This window comes from Bacteroidales bacterium (assembly GCA_021157585.1).
Classification (GTDB): domain Bacteria; phylum Bacteroidota; class Bacteroidia; order Bacteroidales; family UBA12170; genus UBA12170.
Map to the genome: position 1 here is coordinate 1 of JAGGWH010000081.1, position 19080 is coordinate 19080.

Genomic DNA, 19080 nt, shown 5'->3' on the forward strand with positions numbered 1-19080 from the left:
GATTATTGTCAGAAAAATAATATTCAATGGACAAATGCTCCGGCTTGTAATTCGGGCTCGGTTATGCAATATGTTGCTTCGGCTCTTGTGAGCCTTTCTTATAAATACAATTTTAATTTTCCCGAAAAAACCATTGGTATTATTGGCTATGGTAATGTGGGTTCTAAAGTTACTAAACTTACGTCGGCTCTTGGTTTTAATGTTTTAATTAATGATCCTCCTTTGTATAGATCGGGCGTATTAACAGATTCAGTTTCCCTAAATGAAATTATAGAAAAAGCCGATATTATTACTTTTCATGTTCCTCTGAACAAGCAAGGTATTGATAAGACTTTATATATGGGAAATAAGGAATTCTTTAACTCTATAAAATCATCGGCTATTATAATTAATACTTCCAGAGGTAATGTGATAGATGGTGATGCGCTTAAAAATGCATTAAAAAACAAGCAAATAAAGGGTGCTGTATTGGATGTGTGGGAGAATGAACCGTACATTGATTTGGAATTACTTGATTTAGTAGATTATGCTACGCCACATATTGCCGGCTATTCAGCCGATGGAAAAGCAAATGGAACCGCAATGAGTGTACAAGCCATTAGTGATTTTTTTGGTTTTGGTTTAAAAAATTGGTTTCCATCAAATATTCCAACGCCACCGAATACGGAAATAAATATTAAAGCTGATTTAGATGATGAAAAAGACATTTTATCAAAATGTGTTTTATCTACTTACGATATTCAAAGCGATCATGATCGCTTAATAAAATCTGTTGATACTTTTGAAAATCAAAGAGGAGAATATCCTATCCGTTGCGAATTTGGAAATTACTTTGTTAAAATTCAGGCCAACAATTCCTCTTTAGAAAAGCGAATAAAGAACTTAGGTTTTAAACTCTGATATAAGGCACCATTTTGGCTGTTAAACCCATTTCTTTCCAAATAGTATTTACAGCAATTTCCCATTTTAAAGCACTCACTCCAAGACGAGTTCCGGCAATGCGATAAGCGGCGTCTTTGTAAAAAATTTCCAATCGCTCTTTAGTTTGAGGGTTGATGGTTTGTAAGTCGATGAAATTAAACTCAAGACTTTCTTTTCTTTCTAAGAAATCTATACGGATTTTATCACGATATAAATGAACATCTGCCAAGCCAATAGTAACTAATTTTCCTTTTGCATCATTTTTGAAAATTTCCATTTTCTTATCTGTAAAAATGGGTTTGTTAAAATTGTCGAGATATTTTTTACGAACAAAATTAACTAACTCTTTCTCTTCCCAATCAAACCAATCTCTGATATTATCAAAGTAGAGTTTCCCATTGTTTTTATGCTCAAAAAAACCATAATCATCAATATGAATGGAGTAATTGCATTCTTCACATTTAAAATCATTTCCTTGAGCCCTAAAAGAATCAATAGCATGGCATTCAGGACAAAGATAAAGAGCGTGACCAATATGTTCTGCACGTTTGGACGATTTGATTTTTCCCATTCTATTCTTTTGGTAAGTCACTTCATCATGTTTCATTCCTTCGGTTAAACCTTCAAAAAGAGTTTGGGAATCCATAGCTACTACATCTTCTTTTGTAAAAAGTAATTTGTATTCTACCTCCAAAGGATAAGAACGTAACTTAAAAGTCCAACGCGGATGCATAAGATTCATTCCTTTTAAAACAGTAACAACAACAGGCACTTTCAGCATTTTTATCAATTTTCCGATAGAGGGATCCATAGGTGATGTTGAGCCTGACCAATTACGAACGGCCTCGGGAAAAATTCCTATATTTTCACCTTGCTTTATAACGGTAACTATATCGCGAATAACCTGACTATCGCGCATGTTTTTCTTTTTGGGAATAGTACCTAATCGGGTTAGGAAAAAACGAAGTAAAGGATTACGGAAAACAGCATCTGAAGAAACAAAATGAGTGAAATGCGGTAAAAAATGTCCAGCGACAAAAGGATCCCAAAAGCCCACATGATTAGATAAAACTAAATAAGGTGGTTGCAGATTCTTTACTTCTTTGGGAAGCTTCTTTTTTACCTTATAATAGCGAATGAAGGAAGAAAATAAGAGATGAACTAAGAATCGAATAACTAAATTAGTAGTGTAAGCTTTCTTCTGTTTCATTTTTTATTTTTGATTAAAAAGCTGAATCATAGTATAAGTCATAGTAGATACACCTGTTTTATAAGTAGGTTCAAAATCGGGATAGAAGGCGGCATTATGTAAGCCCGGTAGTATTGTGCCTTTTTCTAAATGATCCTGATATTTAACTTTGTTTACACCTCCCAACCAAAAAAGTGCAATGGGAATATTCTCTTTGGTTCTGCCATATTTTCCAAAGTCTTCGCCAACGGTTAAAGGTTCTACCTGTATTACATTTTTATCACCTAAAAGTTGTTTCATAGGCTCTATTGCTTTTAAAACTAAGCTTGAATTATTTACTACCGGAGGAGTAAATTGATTGGAAATTTTTACAAGTGGCCATTTGTCTTTATTTAGTCCCGCCGAAATAGCAATTCCACGTGTTATTCTTTTTAGAGCTTCTATTATCTGATTATAGGTTTCGTCGCTAAAAAAGCGAACTGTGAGTTGCATATCAACTTCATCAGGAATAATATTATGTTTTGTACCTCCGTGTATAGACCCAACAGTTACAACAGCAGGGTGAATAGGGTTTATTTCTCTACTGACAATGGTTTGTATATCCAAAACTATACGTGAGGCTAAAACAACAGGGTCAATGGTTGTATGTGGCATAGCCCCGTGCCCACCTTGTCCAAAAACGCTTATGTCGATACTATTTACGCCGGCAAATATAGCTCCCGGATAATAACCAATAGTTCCTGTTGGGAGTTCTGCACTAACGTGATAAGCTAAAGCATAATCGGGTTTGGGAAATCGTGTAAAAAGACCGTCGGCAATCATTGCGTTAGAACCCCCACTCATTTCTTCGGCAGGTTGTGCGATAGCAACAATAGTTCCTTTCCATTCATCTTTTAAACTAAGCAAGGCTTGCAATGTTCCTAGCCAAGTGGTCATATGTAAATCGTGTCCGCAGGCATGCATAACTGCCGCATCAACCCCATCAAAATCTTTTGCAAAAACTTGACTTGCAAACGGGAGTCCGGTATTTTCTTTAATCGGTAAAGCATCCATATCGGTTCTTAGCAAAATAGTTTTTCCTTTTCCATTTTTAAAAACTCCAACAACACCATTTCCACCTACATTAGTAGTAACTTCAAAACCCAAACTTTTAAGTTTATTGGCCATTTTTTCAGAAGTTTTAAATTCCATAAAGGAAAGCTCCGGATTTTGATGTAAGTCAATATAAATTTCTTTTGATTTTTCAGTTTGATTATAGGTAATTTGCCGTATTCTTTCCTGTAATATCTCTTGAGAAAAGATTATAGAAGGGAATAGAATAAGGAACAAAAGCGATTGTAGTTTTTTCATAAAAACCTAAGTTTTGGATTTAATAGATGAATTATCAAAGCTAAGAAAATTTGGCTTATTCAATTATTTTGTGTGCTTTTATGAAGCAATTTGATTATAAGGTTGTTAAGTCTCTCTTGTTAATTAAATTGAATATTCTACTTTTAACTCAAATCTTAAATGATTATCTTTGGTTCTGCATACTCCTGTTTTTAAAAGAGAAAGCAATTGTAAATTGAAGGTGAAATTTTCGTATTTCTTTCTTCAATGTTTTGATTATTAAATGATGTAGCGATTGTATAATTAAAAATTAGGGGTAGCAAATAATTGTTTACCACAAAATCAATTAGCATGAAAAAATCCGCTTTAAAATTAATAAGCCTCCTTAAGTCTAAATTTTTATCAATACTCTTTATAAGCTTAGGATTTATTGCCTTATCAAATTTGGTGCAAGCTCAGGTTATTAACGATCCATACTGTATTAGCGAATTCTCTACTTTCTCTGATAAGGTAACGGAAATGACCGTGGATTGGGATAACAATCTGATTTATTTTACCGGGAAAAATATACTTGGTAAATTGTACAAGGTGGATATGGACGGCAATTCTGTTCTCCTATCTTCAAATTTTGCCAGTAGCGCAGCTGCAGGTTTATTGCATAATTATATTTCTACGGATATCGTTTATTATAACGATTCTATTTTTAGTAATTCCGAAGGAAGCTTAATTATGGTTGACTTATCTCCTAGCGTAAGCTCTAGTAACCCTCATGTCTTTACAGGTGATATTGGAGCCGAGGCGGGAATGGCTGTTATTGGTGATAAAATCTATACTACAGATGGAAAAGGGACTGCTAATGCTATTTACGAATATGATATTGCAAGTAACACTTCGTCTGTGGTTGTAAGTGGATTGCCTTCTGATACTCTCCGACATGGTTTAGAATATTGCGAAGCAACCGGTAAGCTCTATATCGCCATAAGTCCATTAGGAATTTACGAAGTTGATATTGCAGGAGGAACTTATACTTTAGTTACAGATCCTTTACCAAGCGAGAGCAGAAGTAATTTTGCAATAGATCCAACCGGAACTTATGCTTTTGTTCATAATGGAGCCACTGTTCATCGTTACAATCTTTCTACCGGAGTCGGAGAAGTTTTTGCGTCTAGCTTATTGGCGACTAATTATTGCGATTTAAAATTTGGTCCTTCATCAAATGATCCTACAAAATACAGTTTGTATATTGGTGGTAACGATAGAATTTATGAGGCAACGGGATTTGTTCCTGCGACTTCTGCTGATACGCCTACTCTTATCGCTACTCAGCCTGTGATTTGTCCCTTAGGATTACAATCAACAACTATTTCAATTTCTGAAGATGATAATTTGAATGGAGCTTCAGATTGGTATTTATACGCAGGGAGTTGTGGTGGTACATTACTTGCATCTAATACAACTGGAGTTTTTACCGTAACGCCATCTTCAACAACAACTTATTATGTTAGAGGTGAAGGCGAATGTAATGTTTCTCCGGGCGAATGTGGCTCTATAACAATAATTTATGGAGATATACAACCTCCGATAACTTCTTTAACACATATAAGTTGTCATGGCGAATCCGATGGAGCAATAGAAATTTTTGCCTCAGGAGGAACATCTCCTTATAAGTATTCTATTGATGGTGGGGAGAATTTTTATGATGAAAATATTTTTACAGATTTGCCGGCAGGAGAATATAATGTGGTGGTTAAAGAATCTAACGGCTGTACAAATATTGATACTATTGAATTAACAGATCCTGATCCTTTGGATTTATCATATACATTAACGGATGTAAGCTGTAATAATGGAAACGACGGCAGTATAGAAATTACCGCATCCGGTGGAGTAGGCGAAGGTTATGAATATTCTATTGATGGTGGCGGAAGTTGGAGTCGAAGTAATTATTTTGAAGACCTAACTGCGGGGACATACTCTTTGGTTGTCAGAGACTATGTTTATGATTATACGGTAATTGGAGGAAAAAGAACTTCTGCAACTACTTGCGAAACCGATCCTGTTGAGGCTATAATTATAGAGCCTACAGCTATCACCTTTTCTATTACTCAAACCGAAGTTAGCTGTAATGGCGGAAATGATGGAAGTATTATATTCAGTGCAAACGGTGGCGAAGGAGGAAATGGTAGTGGAACATATCAATATAGTGTTGATGGTGGTTCTAATTGGCAAGATAGCGAGGAATTTACGGGTTTAACAGCAGGAGATTATCCAACTGCTGTTCGCGATAAAGAAAGTGCTTCTTGCGTTGTTGACGGGGAAACGGTAACAATTACTCAGCCTACTGCAATTACATTTACTACCTCTCAAACAAATATTAACTGTAATGGTGGAAGTGAAGGCGAAATAATTGTTAATGCGAGTGGTGGCGAAGGTGGTGCAGGCTCTGCAAGCTACGATTATTCTGCCGATGGTGGTGATAATTGGCAAACATCAAATACATTTAGTAATTTAATTGCGGGCGATTATGATATTGTTGTACGGGATCAAGAACAAACGGCTTGTCAGACAAATATAAAAACAGTTACAATAACAGAACCCACAGCATTAAGTTTTACTGTCGATCAGCAGAACATTAGTTGTAATGGAAATAATGATGGACAAATCGTTATCAATGCCTCTGGAGGCGTTGGTGGAAACGGAAGTGCTACTTACGATTATAGTATTGATGGCGGAATAAATTGGCAGGCTGATAATACTTTTAATAATTTATTAGCAGGGACATATAATGTTCGCATTCGCGATAAAGTGAATACAGATTGTAGTTCTGAAATATCTACCACTACTATTACACAAGCCGATCCACTTACATTTACAACTACTCAAACAGACGTTGGTTGTAATGGTGGTTCTGATGGAATAATTACTGTAACTGCTAGTGGTGGTTCAGGTGTGGGATATGATTATTCAAAAGATAATGGTTCCACTTGGCAAACATCCAATGTGTTTGAAGATTTAACAGCAGGAGATTATGAAATTATTATTCGCGATCAAGCCAATACTTCTTGTGTTTCTGATGCTAAAACAGTACGTATTGAAGAACCTACAGAAATTACTTTTTCAATTACTCAATATAATGTAAGTTGTAATGGTGGCGATGATGGGGAAATAGTTATTACCGCAAATGGAGGTGTAGGGGGCTCAGGAAGCGGTACTTATCAATACAGTAATGATAGTGGTGATACTTGGCAAGACGAAAACAGATTTACAGGTTTAACCGCGAGTACTTATAATGTTAGTGTTAGAGATGCTGTGAATATAGCTTGTCAGACTGAATCTGAAGAAGTAGAAATTACAGAGCCAAGTGCAATAAGTGTTGAAACCTCTTTAACTCATGTTAGTTGTTTTGAAGGCTCTAACGGTCAAATAGAAGTTACTGCTACCGGTGGCGAAGGTGGAGGAGGAAGTGGAGTATTTGATTATTCAATTGATGGTGGTGATAATTGGCAAACATCAAATGTTTTCAATAATCTTATTGCCGGATCTTACTTTGTTGTTGTTCGTGATCAGGGAAATACAGATTGCACTACAGAAGCTGTTGAGCTTGAGATTTTAGAGCCTACCCAGATAACATTTACCACAGAGGCCTTTGATATTGCCTGCAGTGGTAACGATAATGGAAAAATAATTATAACAGCTAACGGAGGCGTTGGAGCTGCCGGAAGTGGTACGTATCAATATAGTAATGATGGTGGTTATAGTTGGCAAGATAGCGATATATTCGATGGTTTATTTGCCGGAACTTATCAGGTTTTGGTTCGCGATAAAGAAAATATAAATTGTGCAACAGATGCAAAAGAAGTTATCGTTTCAGAAGCTGATCCTTTAACATTTACTTTTACTCAACGTGATGTAAGTTGTGCAGGTGGTAATGATGCTCAAATTGTTTTTACTGCTAGTGGTGGATCTGGTGCAGGATACCAATATTCTATTAATGGAGGAGTTGATTTTCAGGAATCTAATACCTTTAATGATCTCAGTTCAGGACGTTATACTTTGCTTATTGCAGAAAAAGAGAATAAAGATTGTCAATCTGATATCCAGAGAATTACAATAACAGAACCCAGTTCAATAACATTTACGACAGAGAAAGTAGATGTAAGCTGCTTTGAATGCAATAATGGTGTAATCTCTGTTAGTGCAAGTGGAGGTGAAGGTGGAGCTGGAACGGGATTGTATCAGTACAGTATCGATAATGGAGATACTTGGCAAGATGCATCTGTTTTTACAGCTTTGTATGCCGGAACTTATCAGGTTTTGGTTCGCGATCGTATAAATACAGCTTGCGAAGTTGGACCTCAAGAAGTTATTCTTACCGAACCAACGCCATTAGTATTTACTACAACTCATTCAAATATTAGTTGTAATGGTGCTGCTACCGGTGAAATTCAAATTACTGCCAGTGGTGGTCTCGGCGGAGCCGGAAGTGGAACTTATCAGTATTCTATCGATGATGGAACAACGTGGTCTGATTTTAATGTTTTTAGCAATTTATTAGCCGGTTCTTATTCGGTTAGAGTTCGCGATAAAGTAAATATTGTAAATGTTACCGAAGCCGAAATTGTAGAAATTACAGAACCAACGCTATTGGAATTTACATTTGAACAAACCGATGTAACGTGTAATGGAAATAAAGATGGAACAATTGTGTTTACTGCCAGTGGAGGAGTTGGCGGCAATGGTTCTGGTACATATAGTTATTCTATCGATGGAGGTTTAAATTGGCAAAACAACAATACTTTCGAGTCGCTTTCTATAGGAGAATATCAACTTGCTATTCGTGATGCTGTTGTAACTTCTTGTATATCAGATATTACTAATACTGAAATAACAGAGCCGGATTTATTGGATTTGACTTTTACAAAAGTAGATGCTAATTGTAGTACCAATGATGATGGGGAAATTCATTTAACTGCTACTGGAGGAACCGGTGGTGGTGCAAGTGGAACGTTTGAGTATACAATTGATGGAGGTAGTAATTGGCAGGATAGTGGAGACTTTACAGGCTTGGCTTCAGACAATTATTTGGTTGCTGTTCGCGATAAAGAATATCATTCTTGTGCAACACCTTATCAAGATGTTTTTATCGATTTAATAAGCCCGATAAATCTAACTTATACATATGCTGAAATAAGTTGTAACGGAAATAATGATGGCATAATTGATATGACGGGAGTTGGTGGTTCTGGTTATGAGTTCACTATTGATAATGGTGATACTTGGCAAGCTTTGGGTCTATTTGAAAATTTATACTCTGATGATTATGTATTGATAACACGCGAAAGTGAAAACCCTCTTTGCAGCTCAGAAACTATCGAGTTAAGTTTAGAAGAACCAACAGAATTGTCTTTTGTATCGACAGTAAAAAATGCAACTTGTTTGGCTGGAAACGATGGCGAAATTACAGTAGAAGCAAGCGGAGGTGTTGGAGGTGCCGGAAGTGGAACTTATCAATATTCAAATGATAATGGAGCAACTTGGCAAGATTCAAATATTTTCTCTAACCTTACTCAAGGCGATTACCTTATTACAATCAGAGATAAAGAAAATACAGATTGTCAAGCATCTGCTTTAGAAGTTACTGTTCACGAATATTCTACAGTAGAGGTTTCAACCACTTATACCGATGTAAGTTGTTTTGAAGGTAATGATGGCACAATAAATATTACAGCAAATGGTGGTGTTGATTATGAATATTCTGTAGACAACGCTGCAACTTGGAGTACATCTAATATTTTTGAAGGCTTGATCGCCGGAACGTACACAGTAGTTGTCAGGGAACAAGCAATGCCAACTTGTTATACAGAACCCATTATTCTTGAACTTGAAGAGCCAAGTAAAATAAACTTTACAATTACTAAAAAAGACGTTGAATGTTTTGGAGACGATGATGGCTATATAATTGTAAATGCAAGTGGAGGCGAAGGCGGATTAGGAACGGCAACCTACGAATATTCAAAAGATAATGGAGCCTCTTGGCAAACTAGTAATCGCTTTTTAAATCTAAAAGCGTCAACTTATAATATTGTTGTTAGAGATTTAGGGGTAACTGATTGTCAAACGGAAGCTTTAACAATTGAACTTACTGAGCCAATGATTATTGATTTTTCTACAACAACAACCAATATTTCATGTAATGGCTCTTCTAATGGTGAAATAAGAGTTACTGCTACCGGAGGAGATAGTGGTACTTATCAATATTCTATCGATCACGGAGAATGGCAAGATTCTAATGTGTTTACAGGTCTTAGTGCAGCAACTTATGTAATTAGTGTTCGAGATCAGAGTAATACTTCTTGTCAAGCAATTGATAAAGATGTAATCTTATCGGAGCCCACAGAATTGACTTTTACTTCCGATTTTACGCATGCCGATTGTGGTGTAAACAATAATGGTGAAATTGTTTTAACGGCAAGTGGTGGTGTTGGCGGTGCTGGAAGTGGAACTTATCAATACTCTATTGATAACGGAGCGACTTGGCAAGATAGCGATACATTTAGTGGACTTGCTGCTGATACTTATACAGCTATTATTCACGATAAAGTAAATACGGCTTGTGCTTCAGCATCAGAAGATATTAAAATTAAAGCGCTTTCACCAATTGATTTTACGCACACTTACCAAGATGTTAGTTGTCCGGGTAGTGCCGATGGTGAAATCGTGATTACTGTCGATGGTGCAGCTACTTACGATTATTCTATCGATAATGGAACGACATGGCAAGCAGATAATAGTTTCTTAAATCTTAGTGGAGGAAGCTATGAATTGGTTGTTCGCGACCAATCAACGCCCGATTGTGAATCAGAAACAACCTTACAAGATTTGTTCGAAGCCGAAGAATTAACATTCACCTATAATGCTCGTAACGAAAGTTGTAATGCCGATAGCGATGGCGAAATTGAAATGATTGCTAGCGGCGGAGCCAGCGGAACCTATGAATACAGTTCCAACGGAGGTTCAAACTGGAGCGATAACGGCTTGTTTGAGAATTTAAAGGCCGATGATTTCAGTCTGCTTATTCGAGATAAAGCAAATCCCGATTGTATTTCAAATCAGGTAGATATTACCTTAGTAAAAGCTACAGAACTTGGCTTTGAAACAGAAGTAACCAATGTAAGTTGTTATGGTTTTAATGATGGCGAAATACTTATAACATTAACTGTCGGAAGTAAAACGGCTACTTATGAATATAGTATTGATAATGGGGAAAATTGGCTTCTATCAAATTCTTTTACTAATCTGAAAGCAGGGTTTTATTATGTTGGCATCCGAGAACAAGGGTCGTCAGATTGTCAACCTGATTTCAAAATGATTATTGTTTCACAACCGGAACGAATAAGTATAGAAGTACAGAAAAAAGATGAGACTTGTGACGGGGTGAATGATGGACGAATAACTATCATATTCTCAGGTTGTGTAAGTGATTATTGTGAATTTACTATTGATGGAGGTGAAACATTCCAAGAATCTAATGTTTTCGATAAAATAGGTGTGGGAAGCTACTCTGTTTTCGCTCACAATAAAGATAACCCTGTTTGCACTTCGGATACTATACCGGTGGAGATCATAAAACGTAGCGAATTCGATTTCAGTGTCTCAAAAACAAACACGACATGTAACGGTGCTTCCGATGGTACAATAACCGTTGGATTAAGTATAGGAGTTGATTTAACAGAATATGAATTCTCAAATACTAATGGAGAGAGCTGGCAAGATTCAAATGTCTTTACGAATTTAGCCAGTGGCAATTATACTGTTCTTGTTCAGAAAAAAGGAGGTAGTTCTTGTATATCTTATCCAAAAGAAGTTACTGTTGGAGAACCTGATATTATTACCTTCACAAGTAAAGTAACTAACGAAAGCTGTGGCGGAACGAATGACGGGTTTATTGAAATTACTGCTTTTGGTGGCTCCTCTTTAGTATATGATTTTTCTATAGACAACGGAATAAGCTGGCAAAGTGAATCTCTAATTGAAAATTTGGGAGTTGATACTTACGAAATCGTAGTTCGTGATCGTATGTTTAACGATTGTCAATCTGCAATGAGTGAAGTGAGTGTTGGAAAAGATAACGAACTGAATTTTGTCGTGAACTGGTTAAACGTTCAATGTTTTGGTGGTAACGATGGTAGATTAAGAGTAACCATGGATGAAGATTCACCGGATGTGGATTATGAATATTCTATTGATGGTGGTGATAATTGGCAAACTAATGAGTTGTTCACAGAATTAAGTGCCGGAACTTATTCCGTTCTTGTTCGCCGACTTGGAGGTACTTCTTGTCAAACAGCACGAGAGGTAATTATTTCTCAACCCGATCTGATTAATTTCACGGTAGTAAAAACGGATATTACCTGTGCTAATGATGGTGACGGTAGCATAGAAGTAAATGCTAGTGGCGGTAAAAGTGGAACTTATCAATATTCAAATGATAATGGAAAAACTTGGCAAGACGAAAATATTTTTACCGAGTTGGATGCTGCAAGTTATTTGGTGTTAGTTCGAGATAAAAATAATAACGACTGTCAATCTAATCCTCAAAACGTTAATATTAGTTCTCCATCTGCACTTACTTTGTCGGTAAGCACACTCGATTTATGGTGTAATTCTTCTGCCGATGGCGAAATAAATGCTACAGGTAGCGGTGGCTCGGGTATTTTAAGTTATTCTATTGATGGCGGTACAACTTATCAGGATAGTGGATCTTTTACAGGTCTCGATGCGGGTAATTATACGGTGGTTCTTAAAGATACCAACAGATGTGAATTATTCTATGAAAATAATCCTGTTGTCTTATCAGAGCCACAAGGCGTAACATTTAATAATGTTGATGTTACCTACGGTGCTTGTGATGGTGGTTTAGGATCTATCGATATAGATGCCAGCAGCCTATTTGGAGATATGCTTTATTCTATTGATGGCGGCGCAAACTATGTTTCAACGGCTTATTTTGGCGATTTGAATTCAGGAATATATAATGTTGTTGTTAAAGAAAAAGATGACTGTGAAAATGCGTATAAAGAAAATCCTATTGAACTGACTTTAGCGAGTGAATTAAATGTAACTATTGTAGCTACACCAGATAATAATATTTGTACCTATTATCCAATTACTCTAACGGCTGAAGGACCTGATATTGCTGAGTTTAGTTGGAATACTATGGAAGATACTGAAAGTATAATTTTCAGTACCGACAATCCGGGCAGTTATTATTTTACAGTTGATGTAGTGAGTGAACACGGATGTACGGATAGTGATGATATTACGCTTGATTTTAATACCGGATCGCCTATAAGTATTTTGGTCGAGCCAAACGATACTGCTTGTACTAATGATAAAATTACACTTACAGCTTCGGCAGATGATGCTGTATCGTATTTATGGAAACCCGATGATGTGGCTTCTAATAAAATAGTTGTAGAAAAAGATGGAGCCGGAGAGTTTATGTATTTTATTGAAGTAACTAACAGTACAGGCTGTATTAGTTTGGATTCTATACAATTGGTATTTAAAGATTGTACAGGATTGAATGAGTTAGATACAGATGGTGTTAAAATAGATATATTCCCTAATCCAACTAATGATGGTAAGTTTAATGTTGAAATAAGCGGATTGAAAGAAGAAGTTGAAGTGTGGGTAATTGATTTTGATGGAAGACTGATATTAGAAGATAAAATCCCATTTGTAAATGCTATAAAACTTCAAAAACAATTTGATTTACAAGGCTTTGAGCGTGGAGTTTACTTTATACGTTTAGCCACTTCAGACAGGGTAAGTTATAAGCGGATAATATTGATGTAAAAATGAGGAAAGCAGTTATTTTTAAATAGCCGCTTTCCTTATATATAATTCAGTAACTTCTTTAAAAAACTTAAAGCAGATAATAGATTCTAATAGAATTTGTTACCTTTGTCGTGCATGGAAAAAAATTAAGAATTAATTTAAAAAGGAGGTCGAAATGATTGAAACCGTAAAACTGGGAACCCTCCGTTGGAATCACATCAACCATCCCGTAGAAGCAGATTTCGACTATTTACAAAGTAAATACCATGTCCATCTCCTTGATATTGAAGATTGTAAGAGTAAGATTAATCAGCGTCCTAAGGTGGATAGTTATGATGATTATTACTTTTTAATATTGCATTTCCCTATTTTTGATAAGCTTGGAAAATTTTTACGTACTAAAGAAGTAAAAATATTCTGGTGGGAAGAACAAATTATTACTATTGGAAGCTCTAACTGGATAGTCGGAAAAATGTTCCAAGAAGCTCAAGACCAAGAAAATAGAGGTGAAAAATTTGAAGTTGGAACAACAGACGCTCTGCTTTATTTGATTATTGAGGCTGTTATGAAAGAATCGTATCCGGTGGTTAGACGTATTGGCGATGATGTTGATAGAGCCAATCGTGAGTTATTTGAAAAAAAGGCTGAGAAAGTTATTGAGCGTATATCCATTACTCGTAAAAATATTATTATCCTTAATACTATTATTAAACCACAACTTCGCATTTTCTTGAAATTTGAAAAAGGAGATATTGAAGGCTTTGCTGAAAATATGGAGGATTACTGGGGTAATATATTGGATAATTACCAAAAGATGTGGGATATGATAGAAGATTATCAAGAATTAATAGAAGGTCTTAGTAGAACTTTCGATTCTTTAATGGCAAATCGTACCAATGAAGTAATGCGAATTCTTACCTTAATTTCTTCTATTATTTTGCCTCTTACTTTTATCACTGGTATTTATGGAATGAATATTAATTTACCAATGCAGCATATGGGACTTGCTTTTAGTATCATCTTTGGCACAATGATTACAATTGCTATTGTAATGGTTCTGTATTTTAAGAAAAAGCGCTGGATGTAATAATCTTATTTTGAATTCATTAAATTTTTTAATCACTCTTTTAAAGTTTTTTAGATAAATAGAAATAATATCGCAATAATATTGCGATATTATTTCTGATAGTGAAAAAAAGACTTAATATTTTACTCTTAAAAAGTAACAACCTGATAGCCGTCTACAAAAAGCTGACGTAAACTAGGGTGCTCTTTATATTCTGAAATTAGAGGAATATTAGCGTCTAAGACTTTTGGTTTTACTCCAAAAACACCTGCGCAATAGAAGCAAACTCCTGTAATATTATTTTTTACGCTAAGATATAATTCATGAAGCTTATGATCTTTTTCTTCTAAAGCACCTATCCACCGGGCACCTGCTCCTTCAAAAATAATTTTAAGATCATCGCCATTTTCAATGGATTCTTGTGCTAACATAAAAGCATTTGATAGTTTTCCAAGGGATTCCATAGTTTCTGTATCCGATAATATTACAATCGCAATTTTTGTCATGATATTTATTTTGATATTAATACTTGATTTTGATTAGTTAGTCGATATAAAATCAAAACCTGACAAAAAATAAAGAATACAGATAAAAATTTATAAAGGAAATTGTGTAAGGTATCAGTTGTTCTTGATATTTTCTTGAATTTGCGCTTTTAAAGCATCAATATCTACCGTGAGATCCTCTTTATTGAGAGTCGCATTTAAAGTCTTGTCTAAAAGAGAGCTTTGCTTTTCGTAATTACGACAGGCTTTGCACATTGATTTATGAGCTTTTAATTGAATATTTTGAACGCAAGAAAGGGGAACGTATGATTTTTTATCAATTAATTCCGTTGCCTTCAGGCAGGAAAGAAACATATAGTGCATAATTTTCTTTACCATCATCTTAATTTTTAAACCAGTTGTCTTCTACACATTCTCTCAATTGTAATTTAGCTCTATGAATAATTTGCCAATAATTAGTAGGACTTATTTCTATTTCCTGACAAATCTCATCCCCTTTTTTATCAGATAGGTATTTTAATTTTATGCAAGTGCTCCACTGTTCGGGTAGCGCATCAAGACATTCCTTTAAAACAGCTTGGAAACTTTCATTATCTAATAGATTTTCTGAATCATCATCCCAATCAGTAGGTTGTTTATTTTTTCTCCATTCACCATCGCTTGTAAAGAAATGCTCGAATGATTGATCTTTTATCCGCTGAGGCTTTTTAACTTTTCCTCGATAGTAATCAATAATCTTATAATTAAGAATAGAAAACAACCACGTTTTAGGCGAACTGTCTCCTTTAAAAGAGTCTATTTTTTCCGCTGCCGCCAAAAAAGTATCTTGTACTAAATCTTTTGCTGCTTCTTCATCCGAGGTTTTATGAAAAGCCCAACTATACATAGATTGCGTATAATCTTCAACCCAAATAGAAAGCGCATTATTTTCTTTTACCATATTTTAGTGTTTGAAACAGCAAGAAGACAAAAGTAATTAATTTGAACTAAATATGAATCAGGGTGGTTTCGATATAAAAAATATTCCAAACAACTTTGTTTTCTTTTGCTCTACAATAACGACAAAAATAAAAGGATGGTTAAAAACCACCCTTTTATTTTTAGGATATATTGAGCTTCTTTGTCATTGAATAGTCAATGTTACAGCCCAAAATATTTGTCTGATAAGAATAAATCCCAAATTATGAATTAGCCTTAAATGCTTTAGCGGCTTCTATTAACTGAGGGATTACTTTTTTAACATCACCCAAAATACCATAATCCGCAGCTTCAAAGAAAGGTGCTTCAGGATCGGTATTAACAGCTACTATCACTTTGGAAGAACTGACTCCGGCTAAATGCTGAATAGCACCGGAAATACCCAAAGCAATATAAAGATTAGGAGCAATAATTTTACCCGTTTGTCCAACATGCTCTGCGTGAGGGCGCCAACCTTCATCGGCAACAGGACGAGAGCAAGCTGTTCCGGCTCCTAAAACAGATGCTAATTCTTCAAGTGGACCCCAGTTATCACCTGATTTCATACCACGACCACCGCTAACAACAAGTTCAGCATCGGTAAGTATAATTTTACCTGTAACAGTATTTTTTTCAATTAATTGCGTGTCAAATTTTTCATCGTCTAAGCCGGCATCAAATGCTTCAATAGTAGCAGCGCCACCTACTTCTTTAATTTCAAAAGAATTTTGAGCGAGCGAAATAACTTTGATATCGGAATTGATTTGCTGTTGTCCTATTGCTTTTCCGTTAAAAACATTCTTTTTAACTACAAAAGGATCAAAACTAATAGGCAATGCTGTTACGCTATTTGCTAATCCTGCTTCGAGTTTAACAGCTACACGAGGAGCAACTGCTTTTCCCGTAAAGTTATTAGCAAATAAAACTATTTTAGCACCATTTGCTTTAGCAGCACGTGCAATAACCGAAGCGTAAGCAGCATTATCTAAAACGGCAAATTTTTCGTTAGTAGCACTCAAAATTTTATTTGCGCCATAATTGGCAAGAGTATTAAGTTCTTCATCGGCAACTTCTCCTATAGAAACAACAACGGTTTCTACTCCTAATTCTGTAGCCATGGAATGGGCATAGGAAACAAGTTCATAACTTGATTTTTTAAATTTCCCGTCCCAGTTTTCTGTATATACTATAACTGACATAATTTTTCTGTTTTTTGGGTTAAATAACTTTGGCTTCTTCGTGCAATAAAGTAATAAGCTCGCCTGCATTTTCAGCATCAATCATTTTTACTTTTGCTTTAGGTTTTGGCATATCAAAACCCGAGAAATTGGATTTTGCAGCTTCACCGGTAGGTTCAACGACAGTTAATGGTTTTTTACGAGCCATCATTATACCACGCATTGCAGGAATACGAGGATCGAGAGCGATTCCTTTTTGAACAATTGCTACGAAAGGAACCGGAACTTTAACTGTTTCTGTTCCACCGGGAATTTCGCGTTTCATTATTGGTTCTTCACCTTCAACATCGAGGAAAGAAACTGAAGAAACTGAAGATATTTTTAAGAACTCCGCTAACATTCCGCCAACAGCAGAACCATTATAATCACTCGATTCAATACCGGATAAAATAATTTCGTAAGGATTATCCTTTACGTAAGCCGCTATATTAGAAGCCACTTCATAATCGTCAGTTGGAGTCATATCAATACGAACGGCATCATCAGCACCAACAGCTAAAGCTTTACGAATAGTTGGTTCAGTAAATTTCTCACCAACAGTGATTACCGTAATTTTTTCAATTTTTCCACCAGATTTTTCTTTTAAATCCAAAGCACGTGTAAGTGCTAATTCATCCCAAGGGTTAATTACCCATTGAACACCAGTCATATCAACAGACGTTTTATCGCTATTGAGCTTGATTTTTGTGGTAGTGTCCGGAACATTACTTAAACAAACTAGTATTTTCATATTATTGATATTTTTATATGTTGCTTTTTAACTTTACAAAAACTTTAGCTTTTGGCTATTCGCTTTTAGCAAAAAAACGAAGGACTCACAGCCAATAGCAATTTTATCTCATTAAACTTCTTGATATAATAATTTTTTGTACTTCTGAAGTTCCTTCATAAATCTGAGTCAATTTTGCTTCACGCATTAAACGTTCTACGTGATACTCTTTAACATAACCATATCCGCCATGGATTTGAACAGCTTCGGTAGTTACTTCCATAGCAATATCAGCAGCATATAATTTAGCCTGTGCGCTGGCAGTTCCATAAGGTTGTCCTTGATCTTTTAACCAAGCTGCTTTTAGACATAGATTACGTGCATTTTCTACTTTAACAGCCATATCGGCTAATTTAAATGCTATTGCTTGATGATTAATAATTTCGGTGCCAAAAGCTTTACGTTCCTGAGCATATTTAACAGCTAATTCTAAAGCTCCTGATGCTATTCCCAAAGCTTGAGAAGCAATACCAATACGGCCACCCTCGAGAGTTTTCATAGCAAATTTAAAACCGAAACCATCTTCTCCGATACGATTTTCTTTAGGTACTTTTACATCTGTAAACATTACGGAATGTGTATCTGAGGAACGCATTCCCATTTTATTTTCGTGAGGTCCTACGGAAATTCCTTCGGCATGTCTATCAACAATAAATACATTAATACCACGATGTCCTTTTTCAGGATGAGTATGGGCAACTACCAAATAGGTTGAAGCTGTATTTCCGTTAGTAATCCAATTTTTAGTTCCATTAATAAGATAATAATCGCCTTTATCTTCAGCGGTAGTTCTTTGCTTAGTAGCATCGGATCCTGCTTCCGGTTCTGATAAAAGAAAAGCACCTATTTTCTCTCCACGTGCAAGGGGTTTTAAGTATTTTTCTCTTTGAGCATCAGTACCATATTTTTCCAGTCCGTAACAAACCAAAGAATTATTCACAGACATAATTACAGCTGCAGAAGAATCAATTTTTGAAATCTCTTCAACGGCTAAAACATAAGATACGGTGTCCATTCCTCCACCATCCCATTTTTCACTAACTAACATACCCATAAAACCTAGCTCCGCTAAATTCTTTACATGTTCGGTTGGATATATGGCTCCTTCGTCACGCTCTAAAACGTCTTTTATCAATTCACGCTGCGCGTAATCTCTAGCCGCTTGTTGAATCATTAATTGCTCTTCTGAAAATTGAAAGTTCATTGTATTTGATTTAAGTTTTCATCTGTTATCCCATTAGAAAAAAATAAATATCAAACAATTT

Annotated in this window: 11 protein-coding genes; 3 read left to right on the forward strand and 8 right to left on the reverse strand. The window is 35.6% G+C overall.

Annotated elements, in window-relative coordinates; genetic code table 11:
• Positions 1-900 (forward strand): 4-phosphoerythronate dehydrogenase (locus J7K39_05385; protein ID MCD6179318.1); only part of this gene is annotated, 900 nt, incomplete at its 5' end.
• On the opposite strand, the gene J7K39_05390 is transcribed toward J7K39_05385, so the two are convergent.
• Together J7K39_05390 and J7K39_05395 are read right to left on the reverse strand one after the other, a co-directional pair.
• Positions 890-2131 (reverse strand): 1-acyl-sn-glycerol-3-phosphate acyltransferase, encoded by a 1242-nt coding sequence (locus J7K39_05390; GenBank protein MCD6179319.1) that lies wholly within the window; start codon positions 2129-2131, stop codon positions 890-892. The genes J7K39_05385 and J7K39_05390 overlap by 11 nt on opposite strands.
• A gap of 3 nt (positions 2132-2134) precedes the next feature.
• The gene (locus J7K39_05395) at positions 2135-3460 is read right to left on the reverse strand and encodes an amidohydrolase (GenBank protein ID MCD6179320.1); all 1326 of its coding nucleotides are present in this window, start codon (positions 3458-3460) and stop codon (positions 2135-2137) included.
• 330 nt (positions 3461-3790) lie between these two features.
• Here J7K39_05395 and J7K39_05400 point away from each other — a divergent pair, with 330 nt between their 5' ends.
• Positions 3791-13297 carry a T9SS type A sorting domain-containing protein gene (locus J7K39_05400; GenBank protein MCD6179321.1) on the forward strand — a complete coding sequence of 3169 codons (9507 nt, stop codon included), beginning with the start codon at positions 3791-3793 and terminating at the stop codon, positions 13295-13297.
• Positions 13298-13454: 157 nt separating this feature from the next.
• Positions 13455-14366, forward strand: coding sequence for a magnesium transporter CorA family protein (locus J7K39_05405; GenBank protein ID MCD6179322.1), 912 nt, complete (start codon positions 13455-13457; stop codon positions 14364-14366).
• A gap of 128 nt (positions 14367-14494) precedes the next feature.
• Here the strand turns inward: J7K39_05405 and J7K39_05410 are convergent, their stop codons facing one another.
• The 6 genes from J7K39_05410 to J7K39_05435 form a co-directional block, all read right to left on the reverse strand.
• Positions 14495-14851 carry a DsrE family protein gene (locus J7K39_05410; GenBank protein MCD6179323.1) on the reverse strand — a complete coding sequence of 119 codons (357 nt, stop codon included), beginning with the start codon at positions 14849-14851 and terminating at the stop codon, positions 14495-14497.
• Between the two features lie 114 nt (positions 14852-14965).
• Positions 14966-15229: a hypothetical protein gene (locus tag J7K39_05415; GenBank protein MCD6179324.1), complete on the reverse strand. Its 264-nt coding sequence runs from the start codon at positions 15227-15229 to the stop codon at positions 14966-14968.
• Between the two features lie 4 nt (positions 15230-15233).
• Positions 15234-15791, reverse strand: a complete 558-nt coding sequence (locus tag J7K39_05420; GenBank protein ID MCD6179325.1) for a sigma-70 family RNA polymerase sigma factor — start codon at positions 15789-15791, stop codon at positions 15234-15236.
• Between the two features lie 241 nt (positions 15792-16032).
• A complete protein-coding gene (locus tag J7K39_05425) occupies positions 16033-17007 on the reverse strand; it encodes an electron transfer flavoprotein subunit alpha/FixB family protein (GenBank protein MCD6179326.1) in 975 nt (324 codons plus the stop codon).
• Between the two features lie 19 nt (positions 17008-17026).
• Positions 17027-17776: an electron transfer flavoprotein subunit beta/FixA family protein gene (locus J7K39_05430; protein MCD6179327.1), complete on the reverse strand. Its 750-nt coding sequence runs from the start codon at positions 17774-17776 to the stop codon at positions 17027-17029.
• 103 nt (positions 17777-17879) lie between these two features.
• Positions 17880-19019, reverse strand: a complete 1140-nt coding sequence (locus tag J7K39_05435; protein MCD6179328.1) for an acyl-CoA dehydrogenase family protein — start codon at positions 19017-19019, stop codon at positions 17880-17882.
• Positions 19020-19080 lie beyond the last annotated feature (61 nt).

What these genes read in the sequence shown, in the direction of transcription:
- J7K39_05390 (MCD6179319.1), bottom strand. Translation starts at nt 2,131, where the DNA reads ATGAAACAGAAGAAAGCTTACACTACTAATTTAGTTATTCGATTCTTA.
- J7K39_05395 (MCD6179320.1), bottom strand. Translation starts at nt 3,460, where the DNA reads ATGAAAAAACTACAATCGCTTTTGTTCCTTATTCTATTCCCTTCTATA.
- J7K39_05400 (MCD6179321.1), top strand. Translation starts at nt 3,791, where the DNA reads ATGAAAAAATCCGCTTTAAAATTAATAAGCCTCCTTAAGTCTAAATTT.
- J7K39_05405 (MCD6179322.1), top strand. Translation starts at nt 13,455, where the DNA reads ATGATTGAAACCGTAAAACTGGGAACCCTCCGTTGGAATCACATCAAC.
- J7K39_05410 (MCD6179323.1), bottom strand. Translation starts at nt 14,851, where the DNA reads ATGACAAAAATTGCGATTGTAATATTATCGGATACAGAAACTATGGAA.
- J7K39_05415 (MCD6179324.1), bottom strand. Translation starts at nt 15,229, where the DNA reads ATGGTAAAGAAAATTATGCACTATATGTTTCTTTCCTGCCTGAAGGCA.
- J7K39_05420 (MCD6179325.1), bottom strand. Translation starts at nt 15,791, where the DNA reads ATGGTAAAAGAAAATAATGCGCTTTCTATTTGGGTTGAAGATTATACG.
- J7K39_05425 (MCD6179326.1), bottom strand. Translation starts at nt 17,007, where the DNA reads ATGTCAGTTATAGTATATACAGAAAACTGGGACGGGAAATTTAAAAAA.
- J7K39_05430 (MCD6179327.1), bottom strand. Translation starts at nt 17,776, where the DNA reads ATGAAAATACTAGTTTGTTTAAGTAATGTTCCGGACACTACCACAAAA.
- J7K39_05435 (MCD6179328.1), bottom strand. Translation starts at nt 19,019, where the DNA reads ATGAACTTTCAATTTTCAGAAGAGCAATTAATGATTCAACAAGCGGCT.